The following is a 25,110-nucleotide window of genomic DNA, read 5'->3' as shown; positions in this document are numbered from 1 at the left end:
CTGGTAAAGACTTAGCCAGAAGCGATGACGGCTCAATGGGCTGCGGGTGCGCTCACGCGCTCTTGCGGGAAGCTGATGCGCTTGCGCCACACCGGGCGCGTGAAAAAGGGACTCGACTCCTCTCGGATTCGGAGTCTAAATGTTCTTGTTTTGTTCACTTGAGCAGTCATCATGCAGATCCAGGCTCACCATCAGCGCCTCGCCGCGTTGCGGGACGTCATTGCCGATATCGAGCGCAAGCCGGCCTTGGCCGAGGCGGTTCGCCGGCCTGACGCGGTGCAAGGTGATGTGTTCCCGGCTCTGGGCGGGGGCCTGGTGCAGGAAGTGTTTGCCGATGATCTGCGCGATGGTGGCGCCAGCCTCGGCTTTGCGCTGGCCCAGGCCAAGGGGCTTGTGACACCGCGTCGGCCAGTCGTTTTCTACCTGCAGCAGGGCGAAGACGCCCAGAAAATGGGCGTGCCCTATGGTCCGGGTCTCAATTGGGCCGGGGTGGATGCGGCGCAATTGGTGATCGTGCGCACTGGCGACATGACCGAATTTTTGTGGGCAGCAGAAGAGGTCGCCTCCTGCCGGGCGGTGGCCGCTGTCATCGCCGATATCAGGGGTGAGCCGAAACTGCTCAATTTCACCGCCAGCCGGCGCCTCAGCCTGCGGGCGGCCAACAGCAATGTGTCGCTGTTCATGCTGCGCTACGGCCATGGCAGGGCCAGCAGTGCCAGCCATTTGCGCTGGCATCTGCGCGCCGCGCGCAGTGGTCGCCAGGCCTTTGACGATCGCGCGCCCGGGCCGGCGCGCTGGTCCCTCGAGCTCGAAAAGGGTCGCATTGCCGGCAATCGCACCGAATGGGTGCTGGAATGGACGAAAAATGGTTTTGCAGTCATCCCCCAGCCCAAGCCTTCTCTCCGGCAGCCTGCCGGCACGCCGTTTCCTGGTTCTCCACCTACCGTTCTGGGCCACCGACTATCGCAAGCGGGCTGATCCCCAGCTCAGGGATAAGCCGCTGGCGCTTTATGAACACATCAAGGGCGGCTTGCGGTTGGCCGCACTCGATCCGCAGCTGAGCCGCGAGGGTCTGCGGGTCGGGCAGAACCTGGCCGATGCCAGGGCAATCAAGCCGGATATGGTGGTCGAGGAGATCGACCGGCCCCTACTGGTCGCGGCTTTCGCCGCCTTTGCCGATTGGCATTCCAATGCCAGCCCGCTGGTATCGGTATTGAGCGACATGAGCGCTTTCGGCGATCTGGTGCTTGATATTACCGGGGTTGATCACCTGTTCGGGGGCGAAGCAAAAATGCTGCGCCTGCTGCTCAAGCGCCTGCGTGATCTGGGCTATCGCGTGGCCGGTGCCATCGCACCAACCATCGGTGCAGCCTGGGCGGTGAGCCATTTCGCCCGCAGCCAGATCGTGGTGCCGGAAATGCTGGAGAGCGTGCTCGATGCCCTTCCGGTCCATGGCCTGCGCCTCAGCGACAAGCAGATCGCCGATCTCGGCCAGATGGGGCTCGCAACGATCGGGCAATTGCGCCAGCGCCCGCGCAAGCCGCTGCAGGCCCGGTTTGGGCTGTCTCTGCTCACCCGCATCGATCAGGCCTTTGGGGTGATCGATGAAAAGCTGACCCCGCGCCTGCCGCTTGCCGAGCATATGGCGGAACGGCGTCTGGCCGAACCGATCAGTCTTCTCGACGATGTGCTACGGGTGACGGCCGACCTCAGCGTGCAATTGGCGCAAGACCTCGAAGCGGCGGGGGTCGGCGCCCAGGCCTTTCATCTTTTTGTCTATCGGGTCGACCACAAGGTCATGACCCTGTCGCTCAATGCGGCGCGGGTCACCCGCGACCCCGCCCATATCACGGAGCTGTTTCGTCATCGGGCGCAGCGGCTCGAAGGCGAATATGATGCTGGTTTCGGCATCGACATGGTGCGGCTGGCCGCCTCCAGCACCGAGCGGCTCGAGGCGCTGCAGACGGGAGCCTTTTCGACAGAAAACGGGCTCGAGGATATCGACCGGCTCAATGACAGGTTGGCGAGCCGGCTCGGCGCCATGGCGGTGCTCAAATCGGTCCCGGTCGCCTCCCATGTCCCGGAGCGGGCTGTGCGGCTGGTCCCGGCGCTGGCCGCAGGTGAGACGCGGCTGGAGGCGCCGCTTTTGCCGCGGCCGCTGCGGCTCCTGCCCAGGCCCGAGCCCATCCGCGTGATGGCCGAGGTGCCCGATGGACTGCCGGCGCGCATGGAGTGGCGGGGCCAGACGTATCGGCTGATCAAGGGGGAGGGCCCCGAGCGTCTGGGTGCCGAATGGTGGCGAACCGGGCAGCGGCTGGAGTTGGTCGCGCCACCCAAACCGCAAGAACAGGAGCCGGGAGAACCGTCGGAGCCGCCGCCTTATGTCCCGGACCTGCAACTGTTTTTGCCCGATGCCGGAACGCGCGATTATTACCTGGTCGAGGATCAGGAGGGACATCGCTATTGGGTGTTCCGACAGGGCTTTTATAGCGGTGAAAAACAGCCGGCCTGGTATCTGCATGGGGTCTTCGCATGAGCGAGGTGCCCGAAACCCAATCCGAGATCGTGCCGCCGCCTATCGTGCTGGCGCCGCCCTATTATGCCGAATTGGTCACCACCACCAATTTCTCCTTCCTGCGCGGCGGCTCGCATCCCGAGGAACTGGTGGCCCATGCCATGGCCATGGGAATGACGGCGCTGGGCGTTTGCGACCGCAATAGCTTTGCCGGGGTGGTGCGTGGCTATGTGACGGCGCGGGACAACAAGGAGCGCAGTCGCGGTTTTCGCTATCTCGTCGGCGTGCGTCTGGTCTTTGCCGACGGCACGCCCGATATCATCGCCTATCCAACCGACCGGGTGGCCTATGGGCGGCTCTGCAAGCTGCTTACCATCGGCAATAAGCGCGGCGAAAAGGGCAATCCGAAACTGTTGTTGAGCGATCTCTTCGGCGCCAGTGCTCCTGTATCCGACAGTGAGCAGGGGCCGATCGAGGATTTCTCGCAGGGCCAGCTCTTCATCCTCATGCCCGATGAAACCGACTGGGGTCTCACCGAAAAGACCCTGGACCAGTTGAGTCGCGCCGCGCCTGGCCGGGTCTGGGTGGCCGGGGTGCCGCGCTTTGATGGGCGGGACCGTGCTCGGCTCAACCGCGTCGCCGCCCTGGGCAAGCGACATGGTGCGGCGATGCTCGCCAGCAATGACGCGCGCTATCATCGGCCCGATCGCAGTATCGTGCTCGATGTGGTCACCTGCATCCGCGAGCATCTGACGCTCGAAGAGGCCGGCTTTCACCTGGCCGCCAATGCCGAGCGGTGCCTGAAGCTCCCTGAAGAAATGGCCCGACTTTTCGCCGAACACGCAGATGCCATCGCCCAGACGCAGGTTTTCATTGGGCGCATCGGCTTTTGTCTCAGCGATCTCAAATATAACTATCCCGAAGAGACCATCGGCAATGGGGAAACCGCACAGCAGACGCTGGAGCGCCTGACCTGGGAGGGGGCGGCAAAACGATATCCGGGAGGGGTGAGCGATGCCATCAACCGCAGTCTTTGGACCGAGCTTTGCCTCATCGCCTATAAGGGCTATGCCGCTTACTTTCTGACCGTCCACGATATCGTCGCCTATGCGCGCTATGAGCGTAAGATCATGTGCCAGGGGCGCGGTTCCGCAGCCAATTCGGCGGTTTGTTTCTGTCTGGGTATTACAGAAGTCGACCCCACCAAGCGCACACTGGTTTTTGGCCGCTTCATTTCTACCGAGCGCGACGAAGCTCCCGATATCGACGTCGATTTCGAGCACGAGCGGCGCGAAGAGGTGATGCAGTATATTTATCAGAAGTATGGCGGGCGACGCACCGGGTTGACGGCCAATGTCATCTCCTATCGCTCGAAAAGCGCCATCAGGGAGGCGGCCAAGGCGTTCGGGGTTTCCGACGACGTGGTCTCAGCATTTTCCCAACTGCACTGGGGCTGGGGCAGTAAGCTCGATCTTGGCCAGCTCAGGGGGATTGGCCTCAATCCCGATGACCCGGTCATGGCGCAGATGTTCGAGGTCATCAAGGTTTTGCGCGGCTTTCCACGGCATCTTAGCCAGCATGTCGGCGGCTTCGTCATCACGCGCGATTCGCTCGAGAGCCTCGTACCCATTGGTCAGTCAGCCATGGATAGCCGATCAATCATCGAGTGGAACAAGGATGATATTGACGCCTTGAACATTCTGAAGGTCGATGTGCTCGCTCTGGGCATGCTGTCTTGTCTGCGTCGGGCATTCGAATTGCTTCATGTCCACTATGACAAGCGTTACGAGCTTGTAGACCTTCTGGCCGAGGAGACGGGCGAGGGGCCGATGGAAAAATCGCGCGTCTATGCCATGACGCATCGCGCTGACACCCTGGGTGTTTTCCAGATTGAGAGCCGCGCGCAGATGACCATGCTGCCGCGCTTACGGCCTTCAAAGTTTTACGACCTCGTCATCGAGGTTGCGATCGTCCGACCAGGACCTATTCAGGGCGGAATGGTTCATCCTTATCTCAAGCGGCGCGACGGTACCGAATATTGGGCACCCAAGCCCGGTGATGCCTTGGACGAGGTGCTGAAGGAAACGCTCGGTATTCCGCTGTTTCAGGAACAAGCCATGCAGATGGCTATCAAGGGTGCGGGCTTTACCCAGGGCGAGGCGGACCAATTGCGGCGTGCCATGGCTGCCTGGCGGCGGACCGGAAAGATGGACATTTTTCAGGAACGCTTCATCGATGGCATGATCAGCAATCACTATGAGCGCGATTTTGCCGAACGCTGCTTTGCGCAAATCAAAGGCTTTGCCGAATATGGCTTTCCGGAGAGCCATGCCGCGAGCTTTGCGCTCCTCGTCTATGCTTCGTGCTGGTTCAAATGCCACTATCCAGATGTGTTTGCCTGCGCCCTGCTCAATTCGCAGCCCATGGGGTTTTATGCGCCCAGCCAGATCGTGCGCGATGTGCGCGAGCACGGGATTGCCGTGCTGGAGGCGGATGTGAACCGCTCCGATCTCGAATGCGTGCTGGAGGCTGATGCGAAGCGGCGGGTAGCCGATCATATCTGGCCGCGACATGCCGAAATGGCCGGCGATATCCTCTCGAACAAGGCGATCCGGCTTGGCCTGCGCTTTGTCGAGGGGCTGGCAGAGGTCGACATCAATCGCATCGTCGCCCGGCGTGGTGCGGGTTATACTTCCATTCGCGAGCTGTGGTTGCGCACCGGGGTGCCTATTGCCAGTCTCGAAAAGCTGGCGCGGGCCGATGGCTTTGCCTCGATGGGGCTCAATCGGCGCGAGGCTTTGTGGGCGGTCAAGGGTCTGGTGGGCAGCCACGGCGCCGAAACGCTTCCGCTCTTTGCCGCTGCCGGCCCGCCAGTGGACGCGGCGCCGGAGACGCCCGCCGGGCTGCCGCTGATGGCGCCGGGCGAGGAGGTGATCCACGACTATTCGACCCTCTCGCTTTCGCTCAAGGGCCATCCGGTTGAATTCTTACGGCCCATGCTGATGGCGCGCGGCACGACGCGGGCGGAAAATCTGGCGCAGGTGCCACCCGATATCGTGGTCGAGGTTTCCGGGCTGGTTCTGGTGCGCCAGCGCCCCGGTACGGCGAGTGGGGTGATCTTCGTGACGCTCGAGGACGAAACCGGGGTGGCCAATATCGTGGTCTGGCCAAAACTGTTCAAGGACGATCGGCTGCGCAAGATCTTGCTGTCGAGCCGTATGCTGGCGGTGCGCGGTAAGGTGCAATCAGCCCATGGCGTGATCCATGTCGTGGCCGAAGATATGGCGGACCTGACCCCGCATCTGCTCGATCTCGCTCATGGCACAGATATAGGCGAGGCGGTGCTGGCGCGGGCCGATGAGGGCAAATCCGGGCCGGACCAGCCCGAAAGTCGCAATCGCGAAGCCTTGCGCGAAATCGAGCTGGCGCGGCGGCGCGCCTATGCTGCCCTGCCTGGGGGGCGTAATTTCCACTGATCAGCCGAGCAGCGCGTCGATCCGGTGGGCCAGTGCAATATCCTTTTCCGACAAGCCGCGCGCATCATGGGTGGTCAGGCGAATGGTGACATTGTTGTAGACATTGGACCATTCGGGATGGTGCCCGGCTGCGTCGGCCAGCAGTGCCACCCGCGTCATGAAGGCAAAAGCCTCGGAAAAATCCTTGAACTTGAAGCGCCGCACAATGGCTTCGGCCGGCTCTTCAAGTTGCCACTGCGTCAGTTGGAACATCGCGGCCTGCCGCGCCGCATCGCTCAGTCTTTCTACCATTGGTAATTTCCTCCATGCCTTGAAACGGGTATCGTCCGATCCGGCTGCAACGCAGAGCTCACCGTGTTGTGTCCAACACAACTGAAAATCGTTAACCTTCGATTCAGCCTGATGAACGGAAGCCGTCCCGTCCCGAGCCAGAACGCAGGCGCGGCAAGGGCCTATTAATGGCTTTACCGCTCAATAGATCGGTAATTGGGGAAGCGGTGTGTTCACCTCGGCCCGGAAATCGATGCCAGCGCTGGACTATGTGTCCATCATCCGCTCGGTCTATGGCGACCGGTGGGCATTGCTGTTTGGCGCCTTTAACAGCGCCGGTATTGCGGCGGTTTCGGCCCTCAAGGCCAATGCTCCCATTCTCTTCGTCATGGCTGCAGCGCTGCTGCTGGTGGGTTTTATCCGCTTTGCCAATATGCGTGCCTTCTGGCATGCGGGGATCGGCAATGAGGACGCAGAAGCCGCCGAACGCTGGGAACAGCGGGCGCTGGTCGGTGGCGCGCTGGTCGCCGTGGCGCATGGCATCTGGTGTCTCGTCGCCATCCTGATCGTGCGCGATCCCTTTGCCGAGCTGGCCAGCATTACCCTGACAATTGCCGCCACGGTGGGTCTGGTGGCCCGCAATTTCGGGCTGGACCGGCTGCTGACGGTGCAGATCCTGTCTCTGTCGGTGCCGCTGTGGATCGCCATGATCCTGCGCGGCGACTTCTACTACCAGCTGCTCGCCGCCATGCTGGTGCTGCTGCTGATCAATTTCCGCAAGCTGGCCGGCGATGTCCGCGCCATCCTGCTTTCGGCCGTGCATGGGCGGGCCGAAGTGTCCCGTCTCGCCGCCGAACTCGATATTGCCATCACCACCCTGCAGCATGGCCTGCTGATGCTGGATGAAAACGGCATGGTGACGCTCGTCAATGAGCGCGCGCTCAAGACGCTGGCCCTGTTCAATGTACAAAAGCCGATCGGCCAACACTATACGGCTATTCTCGACGCCCTCAACGCTACCGGTCGAGTGCCGGAGCGCTCGATTGCGCGGCTCTCGGAGATGATTGGGCAGCGCACTTCAGGAAAGGGCCTGCTCTCGATCGATGGCGGCGCGCATTACGAAGTGACGCTGAGCTCGCGCCGTTCCAGAAGCGTGTTGCTGCTCGAAGACATCACCGAGCGCGTCACAGCCGAGGAACGGATCAATTTCATCGCTCGTCACGATACGCTGACAGAGCTGCCCAATCGCAGCTATTTCGGCGAGCTGGCGCTGGAGGCCCTGCAAAAGCAGGCCGCCGCCGGCACGTCGAGCGCCTTGATGATCATCGACCTCGACGAGTTCAAGCACGTCAATGACAGTTTTGGCCACATCGTTGGCGATATGCTGCTCGAGCAGGTGGCAGACCGGCTGAAGAAGGCGGCGCCCGAGGGTGCCATCCTGGCACGGCTGGGCGGCGATGAATTCATCATGCTCAGCCCCTATTCGGGCAATGCTCAGTTGCTCGCCGACCGCGTGCTCGATGCTTTCCAGGCCCCATTCAGCGTCGATGGGCTCAACCTGCCCAGCAAGGTCAGTGTCGGTCTGGTCACCAGTGCCGACAGCAGCGATGAGCTCGACGAGCTGATGACCAAGGCCGATCTGGCCCTGTTTGCCGCCAAGTCTGGCGGGCGTGGCAGGAGCCAGCTGTTCCATGCCCAGATGGATATCGACTACCACTACCGCCAGCGCCTCAAGGCTGATTTGCGTGATGCCGTGGCTAATGGCGAACTGAGTCTGGCGTTCCAGCCGCTTTTCGACATCGACACCCGCAGGGTGGTGAGTTGCGAGGCTCTGGCCCGCTGGAACCATGCGGAACTGGGGCCCGTGCCGCCGGCAACCTTTATTCCTCTGGCCGAGGAAATGGGCCTGATTTCCGATATCACCGCCTGGGTGGTCAAGAACGCAGCGCGCGAATGCAGCCAGTGGCCGGGCGCGGTCGGCGTGGCGGTCAATGTTTCGGCGCGCGATTTCCGCGGCCTCGATTTGCCTGAATTGATCGATGCTGCGCTTGTTGACAGCGCCTTGCCGGCGGCGCGCTTCGAAATCGAGGTGACGGAAACAGCGGTGATCGAAGAGCGCGAACTGGCCAATCGGACACTGAAGACGCTGGCCGACAAGGGCATTGCCATTGCGCTCGACGATTTCGGCACCGGCTATTCCTCGCTCAGCTATCTCAACGCGCTGCCCTTCACCAAGCTCAAGATCGATCGTTCCTTCCTGGTCGATATCGCCACCAAGCCGAGGGCCTTGCGCCTCTTGGCGAGCGTCGCGCGACTGGGGCGCGATCTCGATCTCACCGTGGTTGCCGAAGGCGTCGAAACCGAAGCCCAGCTCGAAGCCATGGTGGCCCATACACTGGTTCAGCAGGTCCAAGGTTATCACTTCAGCAGGCCGCTACCGGCGCGCGATATTTCCGAATTGATCGCCCGCTTTAATTCCGGCGCCAGCAAAGACCAGGCCGCAGAAAATCGCAAGCATGGTTAATCGGTCTTAACCATTTGGCCCCGCTTGGGAAAACCCCTTACTCGCCGCTATCGCACTGGTGGTGTGCGATTTTTCACCATGCCAAGATGGATAATGAAAGGTTAACTTGGCTGCCATAACCCAGGGGGCTTTTGGGTCTATGAACGCGGCCAATGACACGCCTTCGGGCGCCAATTCTCGATTCGCCACTGCCTTGATCGACATGCTCGATTCGGTGCGTTACCGCCGTGTATCGGCGGCAGAGCAGCTCGACCCGGTCTATCGTCTGCGCTACGAAGCCTATCGGCGGGAAGACTTCATCCCGGTCAATTCCCAGCAGGTCACCCGAGACGAATTCGACGAGCTGCCCAATTGCTATTGCTATGGCGTCTATATCGACGACCAACTGGTCAGCTCCCTGCGCTTTCACGTGGTTACGGCCGAGCAACCGACATCGCCCTGTATGTCGGTATGGCCCGATGTATTGCAGCCCCTGCTCGACAAGGGACTCAATTTCATCGATCCAGGCCGCTTCACCGCCGATTTCGACGCGTCCCTGGCCTATCCCGCGCTGCCCTATCTGACCCTGCGTCTTGCTGCCATGGCCTGCGAATATTTCCCGGTGCGCTATTGCATGTCGGCGGTGCGCCCAGAGCACACCGCGTTCTATCGCCGGGTGTTCGGGGCTACGGTGCTCGGCGATCAGCGCAGCTATGCCAATCTGACTTTCCCGATGCAGCTTTATGCCGCCGAAGTGCCGGTTATTCGCGACCGCGTCGCTGACCGTTATCCCTTCTTCATGTCGCTGCCCGAAGAGCGCGAGGTGCTGTTCGGAACCGCTCAAGGGGAAACCCGCGCCATCGCGCCTTCGGCACGCCAGGCCCAAAGGCTGGAATTGCTGTCCAAGGCGGGATGAGGCGCGTCAGCCAGCGCGGCAAGGCTCTGGTCGACCGCTGCCACCATGGCTCAGAACGATGATGTCGGAAAGAAATGGTGCCGCTTAGGTGATTCGAACACCTGACCCCATCATTACGAATGATGTGCTCTACCGACTGAGCTAAAGCGGCTAAGGCGGGCGTGGGCCCGCCGGAGTGGGTGTCTTTTACTGAGGGTTTCCGGCGGGCGCAAGGGGCAAAGCAGGGTCGGTTTGCGGCAATTGCGGCAGGCTGACGGACTCTGCGGGCGGCAGCGGCGTGGGGCGCGTTGTGGTAGAAACCGGGACTTTCCATTCGAAGGCGTCCAGTTTGCCGGTGATAGGCGAAAGCGGCTCCCATTCGTCGCTGACAATGCCATCGGCGGTCCAGGCTGGATCGCGCGGGGCACGCACGGCGCGAGCCAGCCATTCGCGGGCCTTGCCCTGGTCGCCGCTCTGGCCTTCCTCGATTTCGGCCATGAGCGTGGCGACACCCTGGGTGGCATCGGCGCCGGCAAAGGGGTCCAGCGCCTGACGCGCCAATGGCCAGTCATAGGCATCAATGGCGGCACGAGCTAGCGCCATGGCGGCGGCGCGATGGGGTGCGGGCAATTCAATCAATTCGCGCAGGCGCTTGAGGCGCTCGACTGCTGAGGCACCGCTTTGTGAATGGGCATAGAGCGCGGCGACGTCCGGGTGGCCGGTGGCGCGCCAGATGCGGCGCAGCAGGCTTTGCGCGCGTCGCCCCTCGCCGCGGCTGATATAGATGCGGGCTGCGATCAGTGCCGCCGGCACGAAGTCAGGCAGCAATTTCAGTGCGGTCAGCGCATGATCCAGCGCTGAATTGGGTTGGCTGATCTCGTTTTCGCGGGCGCGGGCGGTTTCGATCACCGCCTGCTTGCGCCGCTTCTTGGCCTTTGCCTCGCGGGTCGAGACAATTTCGGCATTGACCATGGCCACCGCTTCCGCCCATTGCCCGCGCTGCGTCAGGTCTTCAAACACGGCTTCGCCGGCCCAACTGCTGTCGGGGGCCAATGCCAGAGCCTTGCGCGCAAAGGTCAGGGCGGCTTCCGGGCGGTTCTGGGCGCGCGCCTGGTCGTAAAGGCCGGTCAGGGCGGCGATGGCGGTTTTCTCGCTGGCGATGAGCGCGCGATAATGTTCGCGGGCCGCGGGCATGTCGCCCAGCGCCAGGTCGGCACGGGCCTCGAGCAGCTTGGCGGCGCTGTTCTCGGGCAGTCGCGCCTGGGCCTCGCGGGCCATCAGGCGGGCACGGGCGGGGTCACCAGATTGCAGGGCCACTACCGCATCGGACAGTGCCTCGACGCCCTGTTCGCGGCGCTTGGCGGCGCGGCGGCGAGCCATGGCACCGGGTGCGCCGATAAGGCGGCGAATGATCGCCCAGATTGCGATAACCAATGCGGCGGCGATCAACAGCAAAACTACAGCCGTGCCGAGACGCGGCTGCATGCGGTAGCCGGCGAATTCGAGCGTCAGCGTGCCGGGCAGGGAGATGATCCAGGCGGCTAGCGCTGCAACCAGCAAGCTGCCGATGATCCAGGAGGCCAGTCTGATCATTGCGCACGCTCCCCGCTCATGGCCGTGCTCCGCAACTGGGCAAGGAAGCTCTGGGCGGCGGCGAGCGCTGCAATGTCATGGGCAACCGCGCCGGCGGCGGTCTGCATGGGAGCGGGCAGGCTTGTGAGCTCTTGCTGCGCGGAGACGAAGTCGCGACGGGCAATGGCGGCCTCGATACGGGCAACGATGGCGTCTGGGCTGTCCCCTTCCACTTCGCCGGCCGGACGAAGGGCGACGATCCCACGCAGCCAGTCGGCAGCGTTGTCCTGCCACTGCCCATCGGCGGAGGCGGGGCGACCGGCCAACATATCGGGCAGGATATCGGCAAAGTCGCGCGCCACTTCGTCCGGGCGTTTGAGGCCGGTCGCGGAGGCTGCCAACAGGGCCTCGGGAATTTTCTGATCGGGCAGGGCCTGCGCCAGCGCCGAAAGTTCGGTGCCATAGGGGCGGCCGGCGTCGAATGCGGTTTCGAGTCCGGAGAGAATCAGCGGCATGCGCGCCAGGCCCGTATCGGCGGTACGATTTTCGGCAAGAGCCTTGTCGAATTGGTCGATGCGCGTGTCGGCCTCGTCCAGGCGGCCAGAAAGCGTCTGCGCCTGCACATCCAGCGCCGTAACCGCCTCGTCCAGCCGGGAGAGGGTGGCGCTGGTTGCGGCGTCGGGTCCCGGTGCCGGGGTGGCGGCAGTGGTTGTCTGCGCCGCAGCATTGGCCATGGTATCGACACGCTGGGTCAGTGCGGCGAGTTCCTCAGCCAAGGCGCTCTGGTCAGCGGCGACAGGCTCGGTGGCTGGTTGGGCGGTTTGCGCGGCCTCGAGCGCTGCCAGGCGGTCTGACAGTGCGGTTGCGTCGGCCTGCAATTGGGTGGTGGCAGTGCTCACCTCGGGAAAAGCAGTCACGACCTGGGCGATGCGGGGATCGGTGGGCGGAGCCTGCACCGGTTGGCTGGGCCAGAACCCGAAAAAGGCAAGGCCATAGGCCGCGCCGAGGCCGATAACGCCACCAGCCAGGCCAGCGAGCCAGGGCGAGCCAGCAGCAGCGGGAGCCGGTGCAGGCTTGGGCAGTGGAGATGCCGTCGGCTTGGGCGGACCAGCGGAAGATGTGGGTTTGGCCGCCTTGGCGTCATCCGTCTTGCCTGGAGCGCTGGCATCGGCGGGCCGCGCCGTGCCCTCCAGCACCGGAGGCTTGACCGCCGCCGACTTGGCAGCCGGCTTGGGGTTGGTCGATGGCGTGTCGTTCTTCTTGTCGTCAGCCATAAGCCTGCCTCTTCGTTCGTCCGATCATGACCCAGTTTGCTCGCGGGCAAAAGCCAAAGCCAGCGCCATCATTGCCTCTTCGCTCGGATGGTCCGAGAGCAACACACGGCTGAAATGGTTGGCCAGGAGCGGCGCCGCAACATTTTCCGAGAGGCACAGCATAGGCAGGGCCCGCTTTTGCTCGTCGCTGAGACAAGGAGCGGCCAAATCTGCGAAAATCTCCGCCGTGCGTCGCGAATAGACCAGCACGCCGCCGATTTCGCCGCCAGCCAGCGCCTCTCGCGCCGCCTCAGGCAATCGTTCCTCCGCCACCATCTCATAGACAGGGACGGTAACCACCATGAGGCCGTGGGGGGCCAGGGCCCGCGCCATGTCGCCGCTCAAATGCCGGCCGGCGGGATAGAGCACTGGTCCTTCGAGCCGTGCCAGGGCGATGGTGGTGACGAGGCTATCGAGCGTGCCTTCGGCGATAACGACATCGCCAAAGCCGGCGAGGCGCGCCTCGTGAGCGGTGCGGTCGCCTACGGCAAAAACCTTGAGGCCCAAAAGCTGCGGCAGGAGCCCTATATCTTCAAGCGTGCGCAGCGCATTGGTGCTGGTCAGCGCCATGGCGGCAAAGCCGGTGGTCGGCGGGAAGTGCGCATCGAGCGTCTGCCGGGTCATTACCGGCGCGCTTATTGCGGAGATATCGAGCGCCGCCAGCCGGTCCATGGTGGCCTGAGTGTCCGGCTCGGGTCGCGTCACCAGCATGCGCATCAGCGCCCCCATTGCCCAGCCCAGTCCGGCCCGGCCTGGGCCAGCAATTCACGACCGACCTTTTCGCCCAGTGTCGTTGCGTCTGTGCCACTGGCTTCGGCGCGGAAGCTAGTTTGCCCGTCCAGGCTGAGGATTTCGCCCTTGAGAGTCAGCATCTCGCCCACCCGCCCGCTGAGCGCCCCTACGGGGGTGCGGCAGGAACCGTCGAGCACGGCAAGCATGGTGCGTTCCGCTGTAATTGCTGCATGGGTCGGGGCATGATCGAGCGGCGCGACGATTTCGGCGAAACGATCATCGTGATCGCGGATGGCGATGCCGATGGCCCCCTGGGCCGGGGCCGGCATAAAGTCTTCGGGATCGAGAATCGCGGTGGCGCGATGCTCTTCACCCAGGCGGTTGAGTCCGGCCAGCGCCAGGAGTGTGGCATCCGCCACGCCATCGAGCAGCTTTTGCAGGCGCGTATGCACATTGCCGCGAAATGGCACGATGCGCAGGTCTGGCCGGAGGCGCAGGGCCTGGGCAGCGCGGCGAATGGAGGAGGTGCCGAAGCGTGCGCCCTCGGGCAGATTGTCCATGCCTTTGACGCTCACCGACAAAAAGGCGTCGCGCACATCCTCCCGCTCCAGAAATGCGGCCAGACTCATGCCCTGCGGCAGGCCGGTGGCGACATCCTTGCTCGAATGCACGCCGATATCGATTCGGCCCGATAGCAGCGCGTCATCGATCTCCTTGGTGAAAACGCCCTTGCCGCCAATATCGGACAGCGTTGTATTCTCGCTCTGGCTGCGGTCGCCGCCGGTGGAAAACACCTCGATGGCGATCGCCTCTTCCTCCACCCCATGGGCCTCAGACAGCAATCGGCGCACGAGGCGCGCCTGCGCCAGGGCCAGCGGGCTGCCGCGTGTTCCGATCCGGGCGAAGGGGGTAGGCGATTGCATATCCGGTCAGTCCTGGTGTAGGCGATAGGCTCCCTCATGGGAGTAGACCAGTTCGTCATGACCGGGCAAGCACAAGCCATACTCCTCGGCATCGAGACCAGCTGCGACGAAACCGCCGCGGCTGTGGTCGTGCGGGATCAATCCGGCAGGGGAACCATTCGTTCCAATGTGGTGCGCTCGCAGCTCGATGAACATGCGGCATTTGGCGGCGTCGTGCCGGAATTGGCCGCGCGCGCTCATGTCGAATGGCTCGATCACATCATTGCCCAGGCGGTCGAAGAGGCCGGCATCCGGCTTGAGGATGTCGACGCCATCGCCGCAACCGCCGGACCGGGACTGATCGGTGGCGTGCTGGTCGGCCTGACCACGGCCAAGGCGCTGGCCGCTTCGCTCGACAAGCCGCTGGTGGCGGTCAACCACCTCGAAGGCCATGCGCTGACGGCGCGCCTCACCAATGGGGTTGAATTTCCCTATCTCATGCTGCTGGTTTCGGGTGGACACAGCCAGTTCGTGCTGGTGCGCGGCGTCGGCGACTATGAGCGCTGGGGCGGTACGATCGATGACGCGCTGGGCGAGGCCTTCGACAAGGTAGCCAAGCTGTTGAGCCTCGGCCATCCGGGCGGCCCGGCGGTGGAGCAGGCCGCAAAATCGGGCGATCCCACCCGATTCAAGTTTCCAAAGCCGTTGCTGCGCGAAGAGCGGCTCGATTTTTCCTTTTCCGGCCTCAAGACCGCGGTGCGGTTGCAGGCCGAGGCGCTGGCGCCACTCAGTGACCAGGATGTCGCCGATATTGCGGCCAGTTTCCAGGATACGGTGGCTGTCGTCGTCGAAACCCGTTCGCGCCAGGCGCTGGAGCGGTTTTCGCAACAGTTTCCTGGCCAAGAGATGCGGCTGGTGGTGGCGGGGGGCGTCGCGGCCAATCGGCGCATCGCCCAGGCGCTTGAGGCGCTGTGCAGCACTATGGGCGCGCAATTGGTGGTTCCGCCTATCCCGCTCTGTACCGACAATGGCGCCATGATCGCCTGGGCCGGGGCGGAACGCCTGGCGCTCGGGGCCAATGATGGGCTCGATGTGGCGGCCCGGCCGCGTTGGCCTCTCGATACGCCGGGCATGAAGGTCAATGACGATGCGGCTTGAAACGGTGACGGTGATCGGCGGCGGCGCCTGGGGCACGGCCCTGGCGCAGGCTGCGGCCATGGCAGGGCGCAAGGTTAGGCTGGTGGTGCGTCATCCGGCGCAGGCCGAGGCGATCAATACCAGCCGTCGCAATGAGGCAGCCCTGCCGGGTCAGGCGCTCTTGGCGGGGGTCAATGCTTCGGCTGAATTTGCCGGCAGCGATATTGTCATCCTGGCCGTGCCGGCCCAGTCCACCCGCACCTTGCTTTCCACTATCGATCCCGCGCTTCTGGCAGGTCGGCCGGTGGTGCTTTCGGCCAAAGGGCTCGAAACCGGCACGCTGGCGCGGCAGAGCGAGATCCTTTTCGATATGGCGCCCGAGGCCGTGCCTTATGTGCTCTCCGGCCCGTCCTTTGCCGTGGATGTGGCGGCGGGGCGACCCACCGCGGTGACGCTGGCGGGGGACGATGCCAGTGCGACTTCAGACCTTGCTACCGCCCTGGCTGGCCCGAGCTTTCGCCCCTATGCCGCCGATGACCGCATCGGGGTTGAGATCGCCGGGGCCTTGAAGAATGTCTATGCGCTGGCCTGTGGCGCCGTCGAGGGTGCGCAGCTGGGCGCCTCGGCCCGTGCCGCCCTGATCGCCCGCGGCTATGCCGAAATGGCGCGCATGGTCACTGCCATGGGCGGTTCGGCCCATACTCTGACGGGGCTTGCCGGGCTGGGCGATCTAACGCTCACCTGCACCTCGGTGCAATCGCGCAATTACCAGTTCGGCATTGCCCTGGGCGCCGGGCACAGCACCGAGGCTATCATTGCTGGCGGCGCCAAGCTGGCCGAAGGCGTGGCGACCGCGCCGGTGGCTGTGGCGCTGGCCCGAAGCCTTGATGTCGATGCACCGCTGATCGAAGCCGTCGACGCTGTGGTCGCCGGGCGCGCCGATATCGCCACTATCGTTGCCGGGCTCATGTCCCGTCCGCTCAAGAGAGAACATTGAACATGCTCTATGCCATGATCGCCAAGGATGCCCCCGGGGCGCTGCAGACCCGGCTCGACACCCGCCCGGTGCATCTCGACCATCTCAACAGCCTGGGCAAGAAGCTGGTTTTTGCCGGCGCGCTGCTTGATGCCGAAGACAAGCCCGAGGGCTCGATCGTGGTGTTCGAGGCAGAAAATCTGCAGGAGGCGCAGGCCATGGCCGACGCCGATCCGTTCGTTGCCGCTGGTGTCTTTGCCAGCTACGAGGTCAAGCGCTGGCGCCTCGCCATCAACACCACTGGCGTGGAGCTCTGAGCCATGGCCTATTGGCTGATGAAGTCGGAGCCCGACGTCTTTTCTTTTGACGATCTCATCGCCAAGACCAAAAACGGCGAGGTTGAAGAGTGGCACGGGGTGCGCAACTATGCGGCGCGCAACAATATGAAAGCCATGGCGGTCGGCGATCAGGCGTTTTTCTATCACTCCAATATCGGCAAGGAGATCGTGGGTGTCATGACCATCGTGGCCCAAGCCCATCCCGACAGCACCGCCGATCTCAATGCCAAGGGCGAAGTGGTGTGGGAATGCGTCGACGTGCAGTCGGTCAAACCCTTTCCGCGCCCGGTCACTCTTGCCGAAATCAAGGCGACACCCGAGCTCAGCGAACTCGAACTGGTCAAGCTTTCGCGCCTTTCGGTCTCGAAAGTGTCTGAGACAGAATGGAAACTGCTCTGCACGATGGGCGGGCTGTAGCGCTGCCCGCCATCAAGGGCAGATGTCCTAAAAGTCGACCAGTTTCTTGTCCGGATCGTAGGGCTGATCCTTGGCAATGCGCGTCACGGCCTGGCCACAGCGCATTTTCTTGCTGACCGCGTCATAGGCATAGGTGGGGCTGCCATGCAGGGTCCAGCCTTCGCTCAGGGCCTTGGTGACCTTGTGACAGAACGTGGAATCGTCTTCGCCGGTTAGAAAACGGTAGATGAGCATGCATGGCCCCCTTGCATAAACGGCTTTGCGCCGCGATTGATCTTGTCGCCTCTTAGCGCTAATCGAGAGCCCATGCACAGCTTTCCTCAGCACCTGCTCGACGGCTACGCCAATTTCATGTCCGGCCGCTATACGCGCGAGCGTGATCGCTATCGCGAATTGGCCTCGGCCGGCCAGAAACCCACCACCTTGATGATTGCCTGCTGCGATAGCCGCGCGGCGCCCGAGATGATCTTCGACTCCGGGCCGGGCGAGCTCTTTGTCCTGCGCAACGTTGCCAATCTGGTGCCGCCCTACCAGCCCGATGGCGGTCAGCACGGCACCTCGGCGGCTATCGAGTTTGCGGTCAAGGCGCTCAACATTGCCAATATCGTGGTCATGGGTCATGGCCGCTGCGGCGGTATCCATGCCGCGCTCAATCCCGACAAGACGCCGCTCGACGATGGCGATTTCATTGGCAAGTGGCTGTCCATGCTTGGCGACCTGCCTGATCAGGTTGTTGCCAACAGCCTGATGACCGCCACCGAGCGGCAGACGGCTATGGAGCGAATCTCCATTCGCAACTCGATCGGTAATCTGCGCAGCTTCCCCTATGTCGCGGCGCTCGAGGCCGAAGGCAAGATCGCCCTGCATGGCGCCTGGTTCGATATTTCCGCCGGTGAGCTCTGGATCATGGACCAGAACGGCGACTTCGTGCGCCCTAGCATCTGAATTTTTCCAATGCCCGGCGCCCTTGGTGCCGGGCAGGGCTGCGCGATCACTTGCGCGTGATCAATTGTCACCAACCTGCCGCAAAGTTGCACTCGCACTGCCACAATCACTATCGGCTTTTGTCTCCAGATCTGACCACGAAACCGTGATCGAGACACCTCGTCTATTTCTACACCCTTGATTTTCAAGGGTTTTGACGTGCCCGAAAATTGCCCCGAGATTTGTCCAGCCGTGCCAAGGAGCGGGCCTTTCCGAGCCACATTGCGCAGCGATTGTCTTGGTCACGGGCCGCCGGAGAGCGACCCGTCAGTATCGGGCAAACCGATGCTGCCTCCTCCCAAAGTCAACATGGAGAAATCCCATGAAGAAGATCATCCTTTCGTCCATCGTGCTTCTCGGCCTTTCCGGCGCCGCCATGGCCCAGGCTGCCACCGACTTCGCTTCGGTCGACCTCGACGCCAATGGCAGCATCTCGCTGACCGAAGCCCAGGCGATCTGGCCTGATCTGACCCAGGAGGCCTTTACCGCCGCTGATACGGACGGCAATGGCGAACTGTCGCAGGCTGAATTCGAGGCTCTGCTGGCAGCGAACCCGGTTCCGGCCAACTAAGCCTTTCTGCCCCTTCTGGGGCAGCCCAGCCAGCCACCCCGACCACGCTCCGGGGTGGCTGCGGTTTTTTGAGCGCCTTCGCGCCATGGCCGATCTCTGTGGCCGGCAAGCGGGATGGCGCCGTGATCTGGGGTGAAGTCACCCCGACTTGGAGACGATAATGCGTAAGATTGCGCTGGGCCTTGCTGCCCTGCTCATGGCCGGATCGGCCGCACTGGCCCAGACCCCGCTCACCTTTGCCGATGTCGATACCGACGGGAATGGCGAACTGAGCTTTGCCGAATTGCAGGTGGTGTGGCCCGACTTGACGCAGCAGGAGTTCGACCTGGCCGATATTGATGGCAGCGGTGGTCTCTCGATCGAAGAGCTCAACAGCCTGCAGCCCAGCACCCTGCCTTCCCCGACCGGCGTGCCGGCGGAAACGCCCGCCAACTGAACGGCGCCCCATTTTTGCAAAAGGGACCGTGCGGTGCGCGGTCCCTTTTGCTTGTGCTAATCCAGCCGGATCGGCGGCTCGCTTTTTTTTGCCTTTTTGAGCGTGACCACCAGGCCGGCGATCACCAGCAGGGCACCCGCGATTTCAATCTGGGTCACCACTTCGCCCAGCACCAGATAGCCGGATGCAAGACCAGTGATCGGCACGAGCAGGGTGAAGGGCGCCACAACCGACGCGGGATGGCGGCCCAGTAGCCAGCTCCAGATGGCGCCGCCCAGCAGCGTTGCCGGATAAGCGAGGAAGGCGATAAGCGCCGCATCGCTCCAGGAAAAACCGAGCAATGCCGCCGACATGGTGGGCCAGCCCTCGGTGATCAACGACATGGCGAAAAGCGGCAGAGGCGCGGCAAGCGAGCCCCACACGGTAAAGGCCAGCGCATTGATGCGACCGGCCTTCTTGGTCAGCACATTGGCCAGTCCCCAACTCACGGCAGCCCCCAGGGTCAGCAGCAGCGGCAATAGCCCCGTGCCCTCGATGCGTTCCGAGGCGATCACGGCGATGCCGGCAAAGGCAATGGCGGCGCCCATGATCTGGAATTTGCTTGGCCGCTCACCTAACAGCACGAAAGCCATCATCATGGTGAAGAAGGCCTGGGTCTGCAGCACGATCGAGCTCAGCCCCGCCGGCATGCCCCAGGCAATGGACAGGTTGAGGAAGGCGTAGAGGGCAAAGCCGAAGCTCAGCCCGAACCCGATGACCAGCCATGGCGATGTCCTGGGCGGCCGCACGAAGAGAAGTGCCGGAAAGGCTGCCGCCGTAAACCGCAATGCCGCGGCGAGGATGGGCGGCAAGGCTTCGACGCTCAGCTTGATGACGACGAAATTAAAACCCCAGATGGAAACGACCAACAGAGCCAGAAGAACGTGGCGAAGCGGCATCAGGTCTTAGGCCTCCTATTGAGCAGCCGCGGACCGAACACATTGATGACCAGGCCGACAAACACCAGCATGGAGCCGATGATTTCAACGCTGGTAATGGTTTCCCCGAGCAGCAGGAACGCAAAGCCGATGCCGAAGACCGGCACCAATAGCGAGAACGGCGCGATAAGGCCGGCGGGATAACGCTTCAGCAGATAGCTCCAGAGCCCAAAGCCGAGCAGCGTAGCGGCATAGCCATTGAACAGCACCACACCGATGGTGCGCACGCTCACATGGCTGAGCGCCGCACCAATCGCGGCTGGGCCTTCTATGGCCACGGACAGCGCCAGAAGTGGCACAATCGGCACCAGGCTCCCCCAGACCACGAAGGAGAGCATGTCGATCTGGCCGGCCTTTTTGGACGCGATATTGCCCACGCCCCAGAAGAAGGCCGCCAGCAGCACCATGATGAGGGGCACCAGCGCGGTCACTTCGAAGCGCTCGATGGCGATGACCCCAATGCCCAGAATGGCGACGGTGGCGCCGATCACCTGCATCCGCCCCAATTTCTCGCCGAGAAACAGCACGGCGAGACCGAAGGTGAAAAAGGCCTGTGTCTGGATGATGAGGGACGCGAGGCCAGCCGGCAGGCCGAGCTTGATGGCGGAAAACAACAGGCCGAACTGGGCAAAGCCGATGGCCAGGCCATAGGCGATCAGCGTTGTCGTCTTCACCTGCGGGCGCCTGATGAAGAACACCATGGGTAGCGCGGCGCAGAGATAGCGCAGGGCGGTGAGAAAGAGGGGAGGAACCTCTTCGACGCCCCATTTGATCATGACGAAGTTGAGGCCCCAGACCACAACAACGAGCAGGGCGAGCAGCAGATCACGGGGAGACATGGAAAGGTCTTTCGGAATGCCCGTCCAAAACCGGGGCCCCATTGCTCTCCCCCACGGGGAGAGGTAGCTCGGCGACGCCGAGTCGGTGAGGGGAACTTATCCACGGGCCTGAGGCGCGTGGCAATATCCCCCTCATCCAGCGTGGAGCTTGTCCTCGTGCGCGAAGTGACACGAGGGCTCTGCCCTCGGGTCAGGCCCGAGGCCAGGCTCTTCTCCCCGAGGGGAGAAGAATAAGCGAGATCACGCGGCCTTTGCGCGCGCCTTGTAGCCCTTCTCGATCAGGGTCTCGGCGATCTGGATGGTGTTGAGGGCAGCGCCCTTGCGCAGGTTGTCCGAGACAACCCACAGGGCCAGGCCATTTTCGACCGTATTGTCTTCGCGGATGCGGCTGATATAGGTGTCATATTCGCCCACGGTCTCGACCGGGGTGGCGTAGCCGCCGGCTTCGCGCTTGTCGAGCACGGAGATGCCCGGTGCCTCGCGCAGCAGGTCGCGGGCTTCATCGGCGGAGATCGGGTTTTCGAATTCGAGATTGACCGCCTCGGAATGGCCCACGAAGACCGGGACGCGCACGGCGGTGCAGGTCACCTTGATCTTGGGGTCGAGGATCTTCTTGGTCTCGGCGAGAACCTTCCACTCTTCCTTGGTGTAGCCGTCTTCCATGAACACATCGATATGCGGGATGACGTTGAAGGCGATCTGCTTGGTGAACTTCTGCGGGGTCGGGCTGTCGTTGACGAAAATGCCCTTGGTCTGGTTCCAGAGCTCGTCCACGCCTTCCTTGCCGGCGCCGGACACCGACTGGTAGGTCGAGACGACGGCGCGCTTGATCTTGGCGGCGTCATGCAGCGGCTTGAGGGCCACGACCAGTTGGGCGGTCGAGCAATTGGGATTGGCGATGATGCCGGTACGCTTGGGATCGGCCAGCCAGCGGTCGAGCACGTCTCCGTTCACTTCCGGCACGATGAGCGGCACGTCCGAATGGTAGCGCCAATAGGAGGAGTTATCGATCACGATAGCCCCGGCTGCAGCAATACGGGGCGCCCATTCCTTGGAAATGGAGCCACCGGCGGACATGATGGCGAAATCGACGGTCGAGAAGTCGAAATGCTGCAGGTCCTTGGCCTTGAGGATCTTGTCGCCATAAGACAATTCCTTGCCGATCGACCTGGAAGAGGCCAGCGCAAAGACCTCGTCGGCCGGGAAGTTGCGTTCGGCCAGAATATTGAGAACTTCGCGGCCCACATTGCCCGTGGCCCCGACGACAGCGACGCGATAACCCATTTTGGAACTCCGGTCCCTTACCATTTTCCGCCCCCGCGCGATCGGCTGATCGCGGTCTTGTCTTTGAGCCTCTCCCCGTCGGGAGTGCGACCCGGGGAAAAGCGTCAGGCGGTTTTGGTGGTTTTAGTCATGGCGGCAGCGCCCCCGGTGGTGAGCCGGGTCAGTGCGAATACGGCGATGGAGCCGATGCGAGCCATGACGAACATATGCTTCCTATTGCAAAGCAGGACTTCTCATACTCTCAAATAGGAAAGAGTCAATCGCCATTGCGGATGGCTTTGCCTCTTGCGCCCCATCGCCCTTTGCGAGAGGGATGGGGCAAAGCCGCGAAGGACCTGAAATGCCCGATTTTGACGTGATCATCCTGGGGGCCGGCGCAGCCGGGCTCATGGCCGCCATTGAAGCCGGCCGGCGTGGCCGGCGGGTGCTGGTTGCCGATCACGCCCGCGATCCCGGCGAAAAGATCCGCATTTCTGGCGGCGGCCGCTGCAATTTTACCAATGTTAACGCCAATCACATTCTGGGGCGAGACCGCTTTCTGAGCCAGAATCCGCGCTTTGCGCTGTCGGCTTTGTCCCGCTTCACGCCGGAAATGTTCATCGAGCGGGTTAAGAAGCGTGGCATCGCCTTTCACGAAAAGACGCTGGGGCAATTGTTCTGCGACGGTCCGGCAACCCAGATCGTCTCCATGCTGATCGACGAGGCCAGGCAGGCCGGAGTGGCCATCTGGACCGGTCGTGCCATCGGCGCCGTCGAGCAAGATGCCGACGGTTTCAAGGTCATGGTCGGGGATGGCATCGTCACGACGACGAGCCTCGTCGTGGCCACGGGCGGCAAATCCATTCCCAAGATGGGTGCGACTGGCTTCGCCTATCAACTGGCGCGCCAGTTCGGCCTAAACGTCATCGATACGCGCCCGGCCCTGGTGCCACTGACCTTTGAGCCGGGCGCTCTGGAAATGCTCAAGCCCCTGGCTGGGGTGTCGACCAATGCCATTGTCAGTCATGGCAAGACCAGGTTCGAAGAAGCGCTGCTCTTTACCCATCGCGGGCTTTCAGGCCCTGCGATCCTGCAGATTTCCTCCTATTGGCGCGACGGTGACCCGATCGCGGTCAATTTGCTCCCCGGTCAGGATGCGCTGGCGCTGCTGCAGGCGGCCCGCAAGGCGACGCCGAGGCTGCATGTGCAGACCGTACTCTCAGCCCATTTGCCCAAGCGATTGGCGCAGTTGGTGGGGGATCTGATCGACCAGCCGGGGATGATCGGCGATCTCTCCGACAAGAAACTGGTTGTCGCCGCCGAGCAGATCACCAATTGGACGCTCAAGCCGGTGGGGTCGGAAGGCTATCGCACGGCCGAGGTGACGCTGGGCGGGATCGATACCAAGGATCTCGATGCCAAGACCATGATGGCGCGCACCGTCCCCAATCTGTTCTTCGTCGGTGAGGCCGTGGATGTCACCGGCTGGCTGGGCGGCTACAATTTCCAATGGGCCTGGGCTTCTGGCTGGTCAGCGGGGCAAGTCGCCTAAGGCGTTTGCAGCGGAGCAAAAGCTAAAACCGGATGCCGACCCTGAGGCCCAGATCGGTGCGGCCATTATTGGGCTGATTGCAGGCGCCGAAATCGGTGAGGTGGGAGAGCGTTGCCATGACCGAGGCGCCGGGGAGCACATCGACGCCCACCGTGGCTGCGGCTCGAGCCACCACGGCGCAGCCGAAGCGGGTGGGTGTGCCGGCCGGTTGCAGGGCGCCGCTCTGCCAGCCGCCGCCCAGGCTCGCCTCGCCCCAGACCGGCAGCAGCGGCGCACGCACGGTCCAGCTCAGTCCGCCATAGATGAGATTTTCCTGGCCGGTAAAGCTCATAGTGCCGCCCAGGTGTGGGCGGAGCTCGCCCAATACCGCCCAGGCGCTGAGATCGGGAACTGCGTAAAGCAGTTCGACATTGGCGTCGCGCAGCCGAGACGGGTCGAACATGTTGACGCCGGAATCGGTGACGCCGGAGGCAGACACGCCGCCGCGCACTTCGAAAGGCAGAATTTGCGCGAAGGCAGGCACTGCCAGCCCCAAACTGAACAGGACCAGCGCGATACCGGTCAGAAAGCGTGCCATTGTCGGTCTCCCTGCGAGAAAACCATAGGGCGCCGTGCATGCGCCATGGGCAAGATTTGATTAAAATCGTCTTTAATCAGGCGTTAATGCTAACGCCCGGTAACGCCGCTCGTTCTTCTCGCACGGCAGCCTGCGGACCTAGAATTTCCAGCCCAGACGCAGACCGAAATTGGAGAGCCCGTCATTGGCCTGGCACCAGCCATTATTGGAGGTGTGCTCATAGGTCAGCGTGGCGGTGACATTGTCGCTGACATGCATGCCGACGCCGAAGCGTTCGTAGAAATTGACCTGGCAGCCGAAATTCTTGCGGCCCGGTGCTGCGCCGGTCAGTGCGCCATCGTGAATGGCGGCGCCGAACGTGCCTTCGAGATAGACCGGGGTTTCAAAGATCGGCAATTGCCAGGTGAGGCCGAGATGGGCCATCGAATCCTTGCCGCCGAGATTGAGCGTGGCGCCAACTTCCGGGCGGGGCGAACCCATCCAGCGGAACACATCCAGGTCCGGTGAGGTGAAAAGCAGATCGAAACTGATGTCCTCGATCTGGTTGAGCCGCCACTGATTGACCGAAAAGGGCAGGGCGGCGTGGTGAACGTCATGGGCATGCAGACCGATGCGCAATTCATCGACGACGCCAGCAAGCGGATGCGGATCGAGCAGGTTCTGCGCCATAGCGGGTGTCGCCACCAGCATCATGAGCCCGGCAAGGATCACACTGTTTCGCGCCACTGTTCGACCCTCACGCATAACTGATGGGTTCGCATAAGGGCGGTGAAAGCGTTAAAAAGTCAATTCATGCGGGCTGCGGCGTGGTGCATCGCGGCGAATGTGCAGCAGTCCGGACACAATCGCGGCGGTGCCGCCTGGC

Annotated in this window: 24 protein-coding genes and 1 tRNA gene; 13 read left to right on the top strand and 12 right to left on the bottom strand. The window is 62.8% G+C overall.

The annotated features are described in order from the left end of the window. Positions 1-171 precede the first annotated feature (171 nt). From BGO80_RS09975 to BGO80_RS09965, 3 genes are read left to right on the top strand one after another with little or no spacing between them, the layout of a single operon-like run. The gene (locus tag BGO80_RS09975) at positions 172-978 is read left to right on the top strand and encodes an ImuA family protein (protein WP_286721242.1); all 807 of its coding nucleotides are present in this window, start codon (positions 172-174) and stop codon (positions 976-978) included. Further along, positions 866-2,536 (top strand): Y-family DNA polymerase, encoded by a 1,671-nt coding sequence (locus BGO80_RS09970; RefSeq protein WP_286721240.1) that lies wholly within the window; start codon positions 866-868, stop codon positions 2,534-2,536. The genes BGO80_RS09975 and BGO80_RS09970 overlap by 113 nt, the downstream gene beginning before the upstream one ends. Beyond that, on the top strand, positions 2,533-5,991 hold the full coding sequence (locus BGO80_RS09965; RefSeq protein ID WP_286721238.1) for an error-prone DNA polymerase: 3,459 nt from the start codon (positions 2,533-2,535) through the stop codon (positions 5,989-5,991). Before BGO80_RS09970 ends, BGO80_RS09965 begins: the two co-directional genes overlap by 4 nt. On the opposite strand, the gene BGO80_RS09960 is transcribed toward BGO80_RS09965, so the two are convergent. Then, on the bottom strand, positions 5,992-6,282 hold the full coding sequence (locus BGO80_RS09960) for a 4a-hydroxytetrahydrobiopterin dehydratase (RefSeq protein WP_286721236.1): 291 nt from the start codon (positions 6,280-6,282) through the stop codon (positions 5,992-5,994). A 232-nt stretch (positions 6,283-6,514) separates the two neighbouring features. On the opposite strand from BGO80_RS09960, the gene BGO80_RS09955 reads away from it, so the two are divergent. Both BGO80_RS09955 and BGO80_RS09950 read left to right on the top strand, forming a co-directional pair. Beyond that, positions 6,515-8,785: a putative bifunctional diguanylate cyclase/phosphodiesterase gene (locus BGO80_RS09955; RefSeq protein WP_286721234.1), complete on the top strand. Its 2,271-nt coding sequence runs from the start codon at positions 6,515-6,517 to the stop codon at positions 8,783-8,785. 139 nt (positions 8,786-8,924) lie between these two features. Beyond that, positions 8,925-9,680, top strand: a complete 756-nt coding sequence (locus BGO80_RS09950) for an N-acyl amino acid synthase FeeM domain-containing protein (RefSeq protein ID WP_126150033.1) — start codon at positions 8,925-8,927, stop codon at positions 9,678-9,680. Between the two features lie 75 nt (positions 9,681-9,755). Here the strand turns inward: BGO80_RS09950 and BGO80_RS09945 are convergent. The 5 genes from BGO80_RS09945 to hemC all read right to left on the bottom strand — a co-directional run bounded on the left by BGO80_RS09945 (position 9,756) and on the right by hemC (position 14,199). Beyond that, positions 9,756-9,831 (bottom strand) — tRNA-Thr (locus BGO80_RS09945). A gap of 35 nt (positions 9,832-9,866) precedes the next feature. Beyond that, positions 9,867-11,252, bottom strand: coding sequence for a heme biosynthesis protein HemY (locus BGO80_RS09940; protein WP_286721232.1), 1,386 nt, complete (start codon positions 11,250-11,252; stop codon positions 9,867-9,869). Then, on the bottom strand, positions 11,249-12,505 hold the full coding sequence (locus BGO80_RS09935; protein ID WP_286721230.1) for a COG4223 family protein: 1,257 nt from the start codon (positions 12,503-12,505) through the stop codon (positions 11,249-11,251). The genes BGO80_RS09940 and BGO80_RS09935 overlap by 4 nt, the downstream gene beginning before the upstream one ends. A 24-nt stretch (positions 12,506-12,529) precedes the next feature. Then, positions 12,530-13,261, bottom strand: coding sequence for a uroporphyrinogen-III synthase (locus tag BGO80_RS09930; RefSeq protein WP_286721228.1), 732 nt, complete (start codon positions 13,259-13,261; stop codon positions 12,530-12,532). Then, positions 13,261-14,199, bottom strand: a complete 939-nt coding sequence (gene hemC / locus BGO80_RS09925; RefSeq protein WP_286721226.1) for a hydroxymethylbilane synthase — start codon at positions 14,197-14,199, stop codon at positions 13,261-13,263. Before hemC ends, BGO80_RS09930 begins: the two co-directional genes overlap by 1 nt. A gap of 57 nt (positions 14,200-14,256) precedes the next feature. Between hemC and tsaD the strand changes: the two genes are divergently transcribed. Genes tsaD through BGO80_RS09905 form a run of 4 tightly spaced genes read left to right on the top strand, consistent with a single transcriptional unit; the run spans position 14,257 to position 17,046 of the window. After that, entirely contained in the window at positions 14,257-15,336 is a 1,080-nt protein-coding gene (gene tsaD / locus BGO80_RS09920) for a tRNA (adenosine(37)-N6)-threonylcarbamoyltransferase complex transferase subunit TsaD (RefSeq protein WP_286721225.1), read from the top strand. Next, complete coding sequence (locus BGO80_RS09915) at positions 15,320-16,312, top strand: NAD(P)H-dependent glycerol-3-phosphate dehydrogenase (RefSeq protein WP_286721223.1); 993 nt, start codon at positions 15,320-15,322, stop codon at positions 16,310-16,312. Before tsaD ends, BGO80_RS09915 begins: the two co-directional genes overlap by 17 nt. Positions 16,313-16,314: 2 nt before the next feature. Then, a complete protein-coding gene (locus BGO80_RS09910) occupies positions 16,315-16,608 on the top strand; it encodes a YciI family protein (RefSeq protein ID WP_126150270.1) in 294 nt (97 codons plus the stop codon). 3 nt (positions 16,609-16,611) lie between these two features. Further along, the gene (locus BGO80_RS09905) at positions 16,612-17,046 is read left to right on the top strand and encodes an EVE domain-containing protein (RefSeq protein WP_126150026.1); all 435 of its coding nucleotides are present in this window, start codon (positions 16,612-16,614) and stop codon (positions 17,044-17,046) included. Between the two features lie 27 nt (positions 17,047-17,073). On the opposite strand, the gene BGO80_RS09900 is transcribed toward BGO80_RS09905, so the two are convergent. Then, positions 17,074-17,280 carry a DUF1737 domain-containing protein gene (locus tag BGO80_RS09900; RefSeq protein WP_286721221.1) on the bottom strand — a complete coding sequence of 69 codons (207 nt, stop codon included), beginning with the start codon at positions 17,278-17,280 and terminating at the stop codon, positions 17,074-17,076. 72 nt (positions 17,281-17,352) lie between these two features. On the opposite strand from BGO80_RS09900, the gene BGO80_RS09895 reads away from it, so the two are divergent. The 3 genes from BGO80_RS09895 (at position 17,353) to BGO80_RS09885 (ending at position 19,037) form a co-directional block, all read left to right on the top strand. After that, entirely contained in the window at positions 17,353-17,991 is a 639-nt protein-coding gene (locus BGO80_RS09895) for a carbonic anhydrase (RefSeq protein WP_126150024.1), read from the top strand. 361 nt (positions 17,992-18,352) lie between these two features. Then, the gene (locus tag BGO80_RS09890) at positions 18,353-18,601 is read left to right on the top strand and encodes an EF-hand domain-containing protein (protein ID WP_126150023.1); all 249 of its coding nucleotides are present in this window, start codon (positions 18,353-18,355) and stop codon (positions 18,599-18,601) included. Between the two features lie 160 nt (positions 18,602-18,761). Then, positions 18,762-19,037 carry an EF-hand domain-containing protein gene (locus tag BGO80_RS09885; RefSeq protein WP_126150269.1) on the top strand — a complete coding sequence of 92 codons (276 nt, stop codon included), beginning with the start codon at positions 18,762-18,764 and terminating at the stop codon, positions 19,035-19,037. A gap of 56 nt (positions 19,038-19,093) precedes the next feature. On the opposite strand, the gene BGO80_RS09880 is transcribed toward BGO80_RS09885, so the two are convergent. From BGO80_RS09880 to BGO80_RS09870, 3 genes are all read right to left on the bottom strand, one after another. After that, complete coding sequence (locus BGO80_RS09880) at positions 19,094-19,975, bottom strand: EamA family transporter (protein WP_286721218.1); 882 nt, start codon at positions 19,973-19,975, stop codon at positions 19,094-19,096. Then, positions 19,975-20,853, bottom strand: a complete 879-nt coding sequence (locus tag BGO80_RS09875) for an EamA family transporter (RefSeq protein ID WP_286721216.1) — start codon at positions 20,851-20,853, stop codon at positions 19,975-19,977. Before BGO80_RS09875 ends, BGO80_RS09880 begins: the two co-directional genes overlap by 1 nt. A 240-nt stretch (positions 20,854-21,093) precedes the next feature. Beyond that, a complete protein-coding gene (locus BGO80_RS09870; protein WP_286721214.1) occupies positions 21,094-22,137 on the bottom strand; it encodes an aspartate-semialdehyde dehydrogenase in 1,044 nt (347 codons plus the stop codon). A 340-nt stretch (positions 22,138-22,477) separates the two neighbouring features. Between BGO80_RS09870 and BGO80_RS09865 the strand changes: the two genes are divergently transcribed. Then, entirely contained in the window at positions 22,478-23,668 is a 1,191-nt protein-coding gene (locus BGO80_RS09865) for a BaiN/RdsA family NAD(P)/FAD-dependent oxidoreductase (RefSeq protein ID WP_126150019.1), read from the top strand. A gap of 22 nt (positions 23,669-23,690) precedes the next feature. On the opposite strand, the gene BGO80_RS09860 is transcribed toward BGO80_RS09865, so the two are convergent. Together BGO80_RS09860 and BGO80_RS09855 are read right to left on the bottom strand one after the other, a co-directional pair. Next, positions 23,691-24,245, bottom strand: coding sequence for a hypothetical protein (locus BGO80_RS09860; protein WP_286721211.1), 555 nt, complete (start codon positions 24,243-24,245; stop codon positions 23,691-23,693). Between the two features lie 138 nt (positions 24,246-24,383). After that, a complete protein-coding gene (locus BGO80_RS09855; protein WP_286721210.1) occupies positions 24,384-24,971 on the bottom strand; it encodes an acyloxyacyl hydrolase in 588 nt (195 codons plus the stop codon). Positions 24,972-25,110 lie beyond the last annotated feature (139 nt).

This window comes from Devosia sp. 63-57, assembly GCF_001899045.1.
Classification (GTDB): domain Bacteria; phylum Pseudomonadota; class Alphaproteobacteria; order Rhizobiales; family Devosiaceae; genus Devosia; species Devosia equisanguinis.
Note: the sequence above shows the minus strand (reverse complement) of the source record. Positions and strands in the feature narration are given on the sequence as shown.

Excerpts from the sequence above, each read along its gene's own strand:
- BGO80_RS09935 (WP_286721230.1), bottom strand. The coding sequence starts at position 12,505 with ATGGCTGACGACAAGAAGAACGACACGCCATCGACCAACCCCAAGCCG.
- BGO80_RS09865 (WP_126150019.1), top strand. The coding sequence starts at position 22,478 with ATGCCCGATTTTGACGTGATCATCCTGGGGGCCGGCGCAGCCGGGCTC.
- BGO80_RS09915 (WP_286721223.1), top strand. The coding sequence starts at position 15,320 with ATGACGATGCGGCTTGAAACGGTGACGGTGATCGGCGGCGGCGCCTGG.
- BGO80_RS09970 (WP_286721240.1), top strand. The coding sequence starts at position 866 with ATGGTTTTGCAGTCATCCCCCAGCCCAAGCCTTCTCTCCGGCAGCCTG.
- BGO80_RS09900 (WP_286721221.1), bottom strand. The coding sequence starts at position 17,280 with ATGCTCATCTACCGTTTTCTAACCGGCGAAGACGATTCCACGTTCTGT.
- BGO80_RS09885 (WP_126150269.1), top strand. The coding sequence starts at position 18,762 with ATGCGTAAGATTGCGCTGGGCCTTGCTGCCCTGCTCATGGCCGGATCG.
- BGO80_RS09910 (WP_126150270.1), top strand. The coding sequence starts at position 16,315 with ATGCTCTATGCCATGATCGCCAAGGATGCCCCCGGGGCGCTGCAGACC.
- BGO80_RS09975 (WP_286721242.1), top strand. The coding sequence starts at position 172 with ATGCAGATCCAGGCTCACCATCAGCGCCTCGCCGCGTTGCGGGACGTC.
- BGO80_RS09895 (WP_126150024.1), top strand. The coding sequence starts at position 17,353 with ATGCACAGCTTTCCTCAGCACCTGCTCGACGGCTACGCCAATTTCATG.
- tsaD (WP_286721225.1), top strand. The coding sequence starts at position 14,257 with ATGACCGGGCAAGCACAAGCCATACTCCTCGGCATCGAGACCAGCTGC.
- BGO80_RS09905 (WP_126150026.1), top strand. The coding sequence starts at position 16,612 with ATGGCCTATTGGCTGATGAAGTCGGAGCCCGACGTCTTTTCTTTTGAC.
- BGO80_RS09930 (WP_286721228.1), bottom strand. The coding sequence starts at position 13,261 with ATGCGCATGCTGGTGACGCGACCCGAGCCGGACACTCAGGCCACCATG.
- BGO80_RS09955 (WP_286721234.1), top strand. The coding sequence starts at position 6,515 with ATGCCAGCGCTGGACTATGTGTCCATCATCCGCTCGGTCTATGGCGAC.
- hemC (WP_286721226.1), bottom strand. The coding sequence starts at position 14,199 with ATGCAATCGCCTACCCCCTTCGCCCGGATCGGAACACGCGGCAGCCCG.
- BGO80_RS09870 (WP_286721214.1), bottom strand. The coding sequence starts at position 22,137 with ATGGGTTATCGCGTCGCTGTCGTCGGGGCCACGGGCAATGTGGGCCGC.
- BGO80_RS09960 (WP_286721236.1), bottom strand. The coding sequence starts at position 6,282 with ATGGTAGAAAGACTGAGCGATGCGGCGCGGCAGGCCGCGATGTTCCAA.
- BGO80_RS09950 (WP_126150033.1), top strand. The coding sequence starts at position 8,925 with ATGAACGCGGCCAATGACACGCCTTCGGGCGCCAATTCTCGATTCGCC.
- BGO80_RS09860 (WP_286721211.1), bottom strand. The coding sequence starts at position 24,245 with ATGGCACGCTTTCTGACCGGTATCGCGCTGGTCCTGTTCAGTTTGGGG.
- BGO80_RS09880 (WP_286721218.1), bottom strand. The coding sequence starts at position 19,975 with ATGCCGCTTCGCCACGTTCTTCTGGCTCTGTTGGTCGTTTCCATCTGG.
- BGO80_RS09890 (WP_126150023.1), top strand. The coding sequence starts at position 18,353 with ATGAAGAAGATCATCCTTTCGTCCATCGTGCTTCTCGGCCTTTCCGGC.
- BGO80_RS09965 (WP_286721238.1), top strand. The coding sequence starts at position 2,533 with ATGAGCGAGGTGCCCGAAACCCAATCCGAGATCGTGCCGCCGCCTATC.
- BGO80_RS09875 (WP_286721216.1), bottom strand. The coding sequence starts at position 20,853 with ATGTCTCCCCGTGATCTGCTGCTCGCCCTGCTCGTTGTTGTGGTCTGG.
- BGO80_RS09940 (WP_286721232.1), bottom strand. The coding sequence starts at position 11,252 with ATGATCAGACTGGCCTCCTGGATCATCGGCAGCTTGCTGGTTGCAGCG.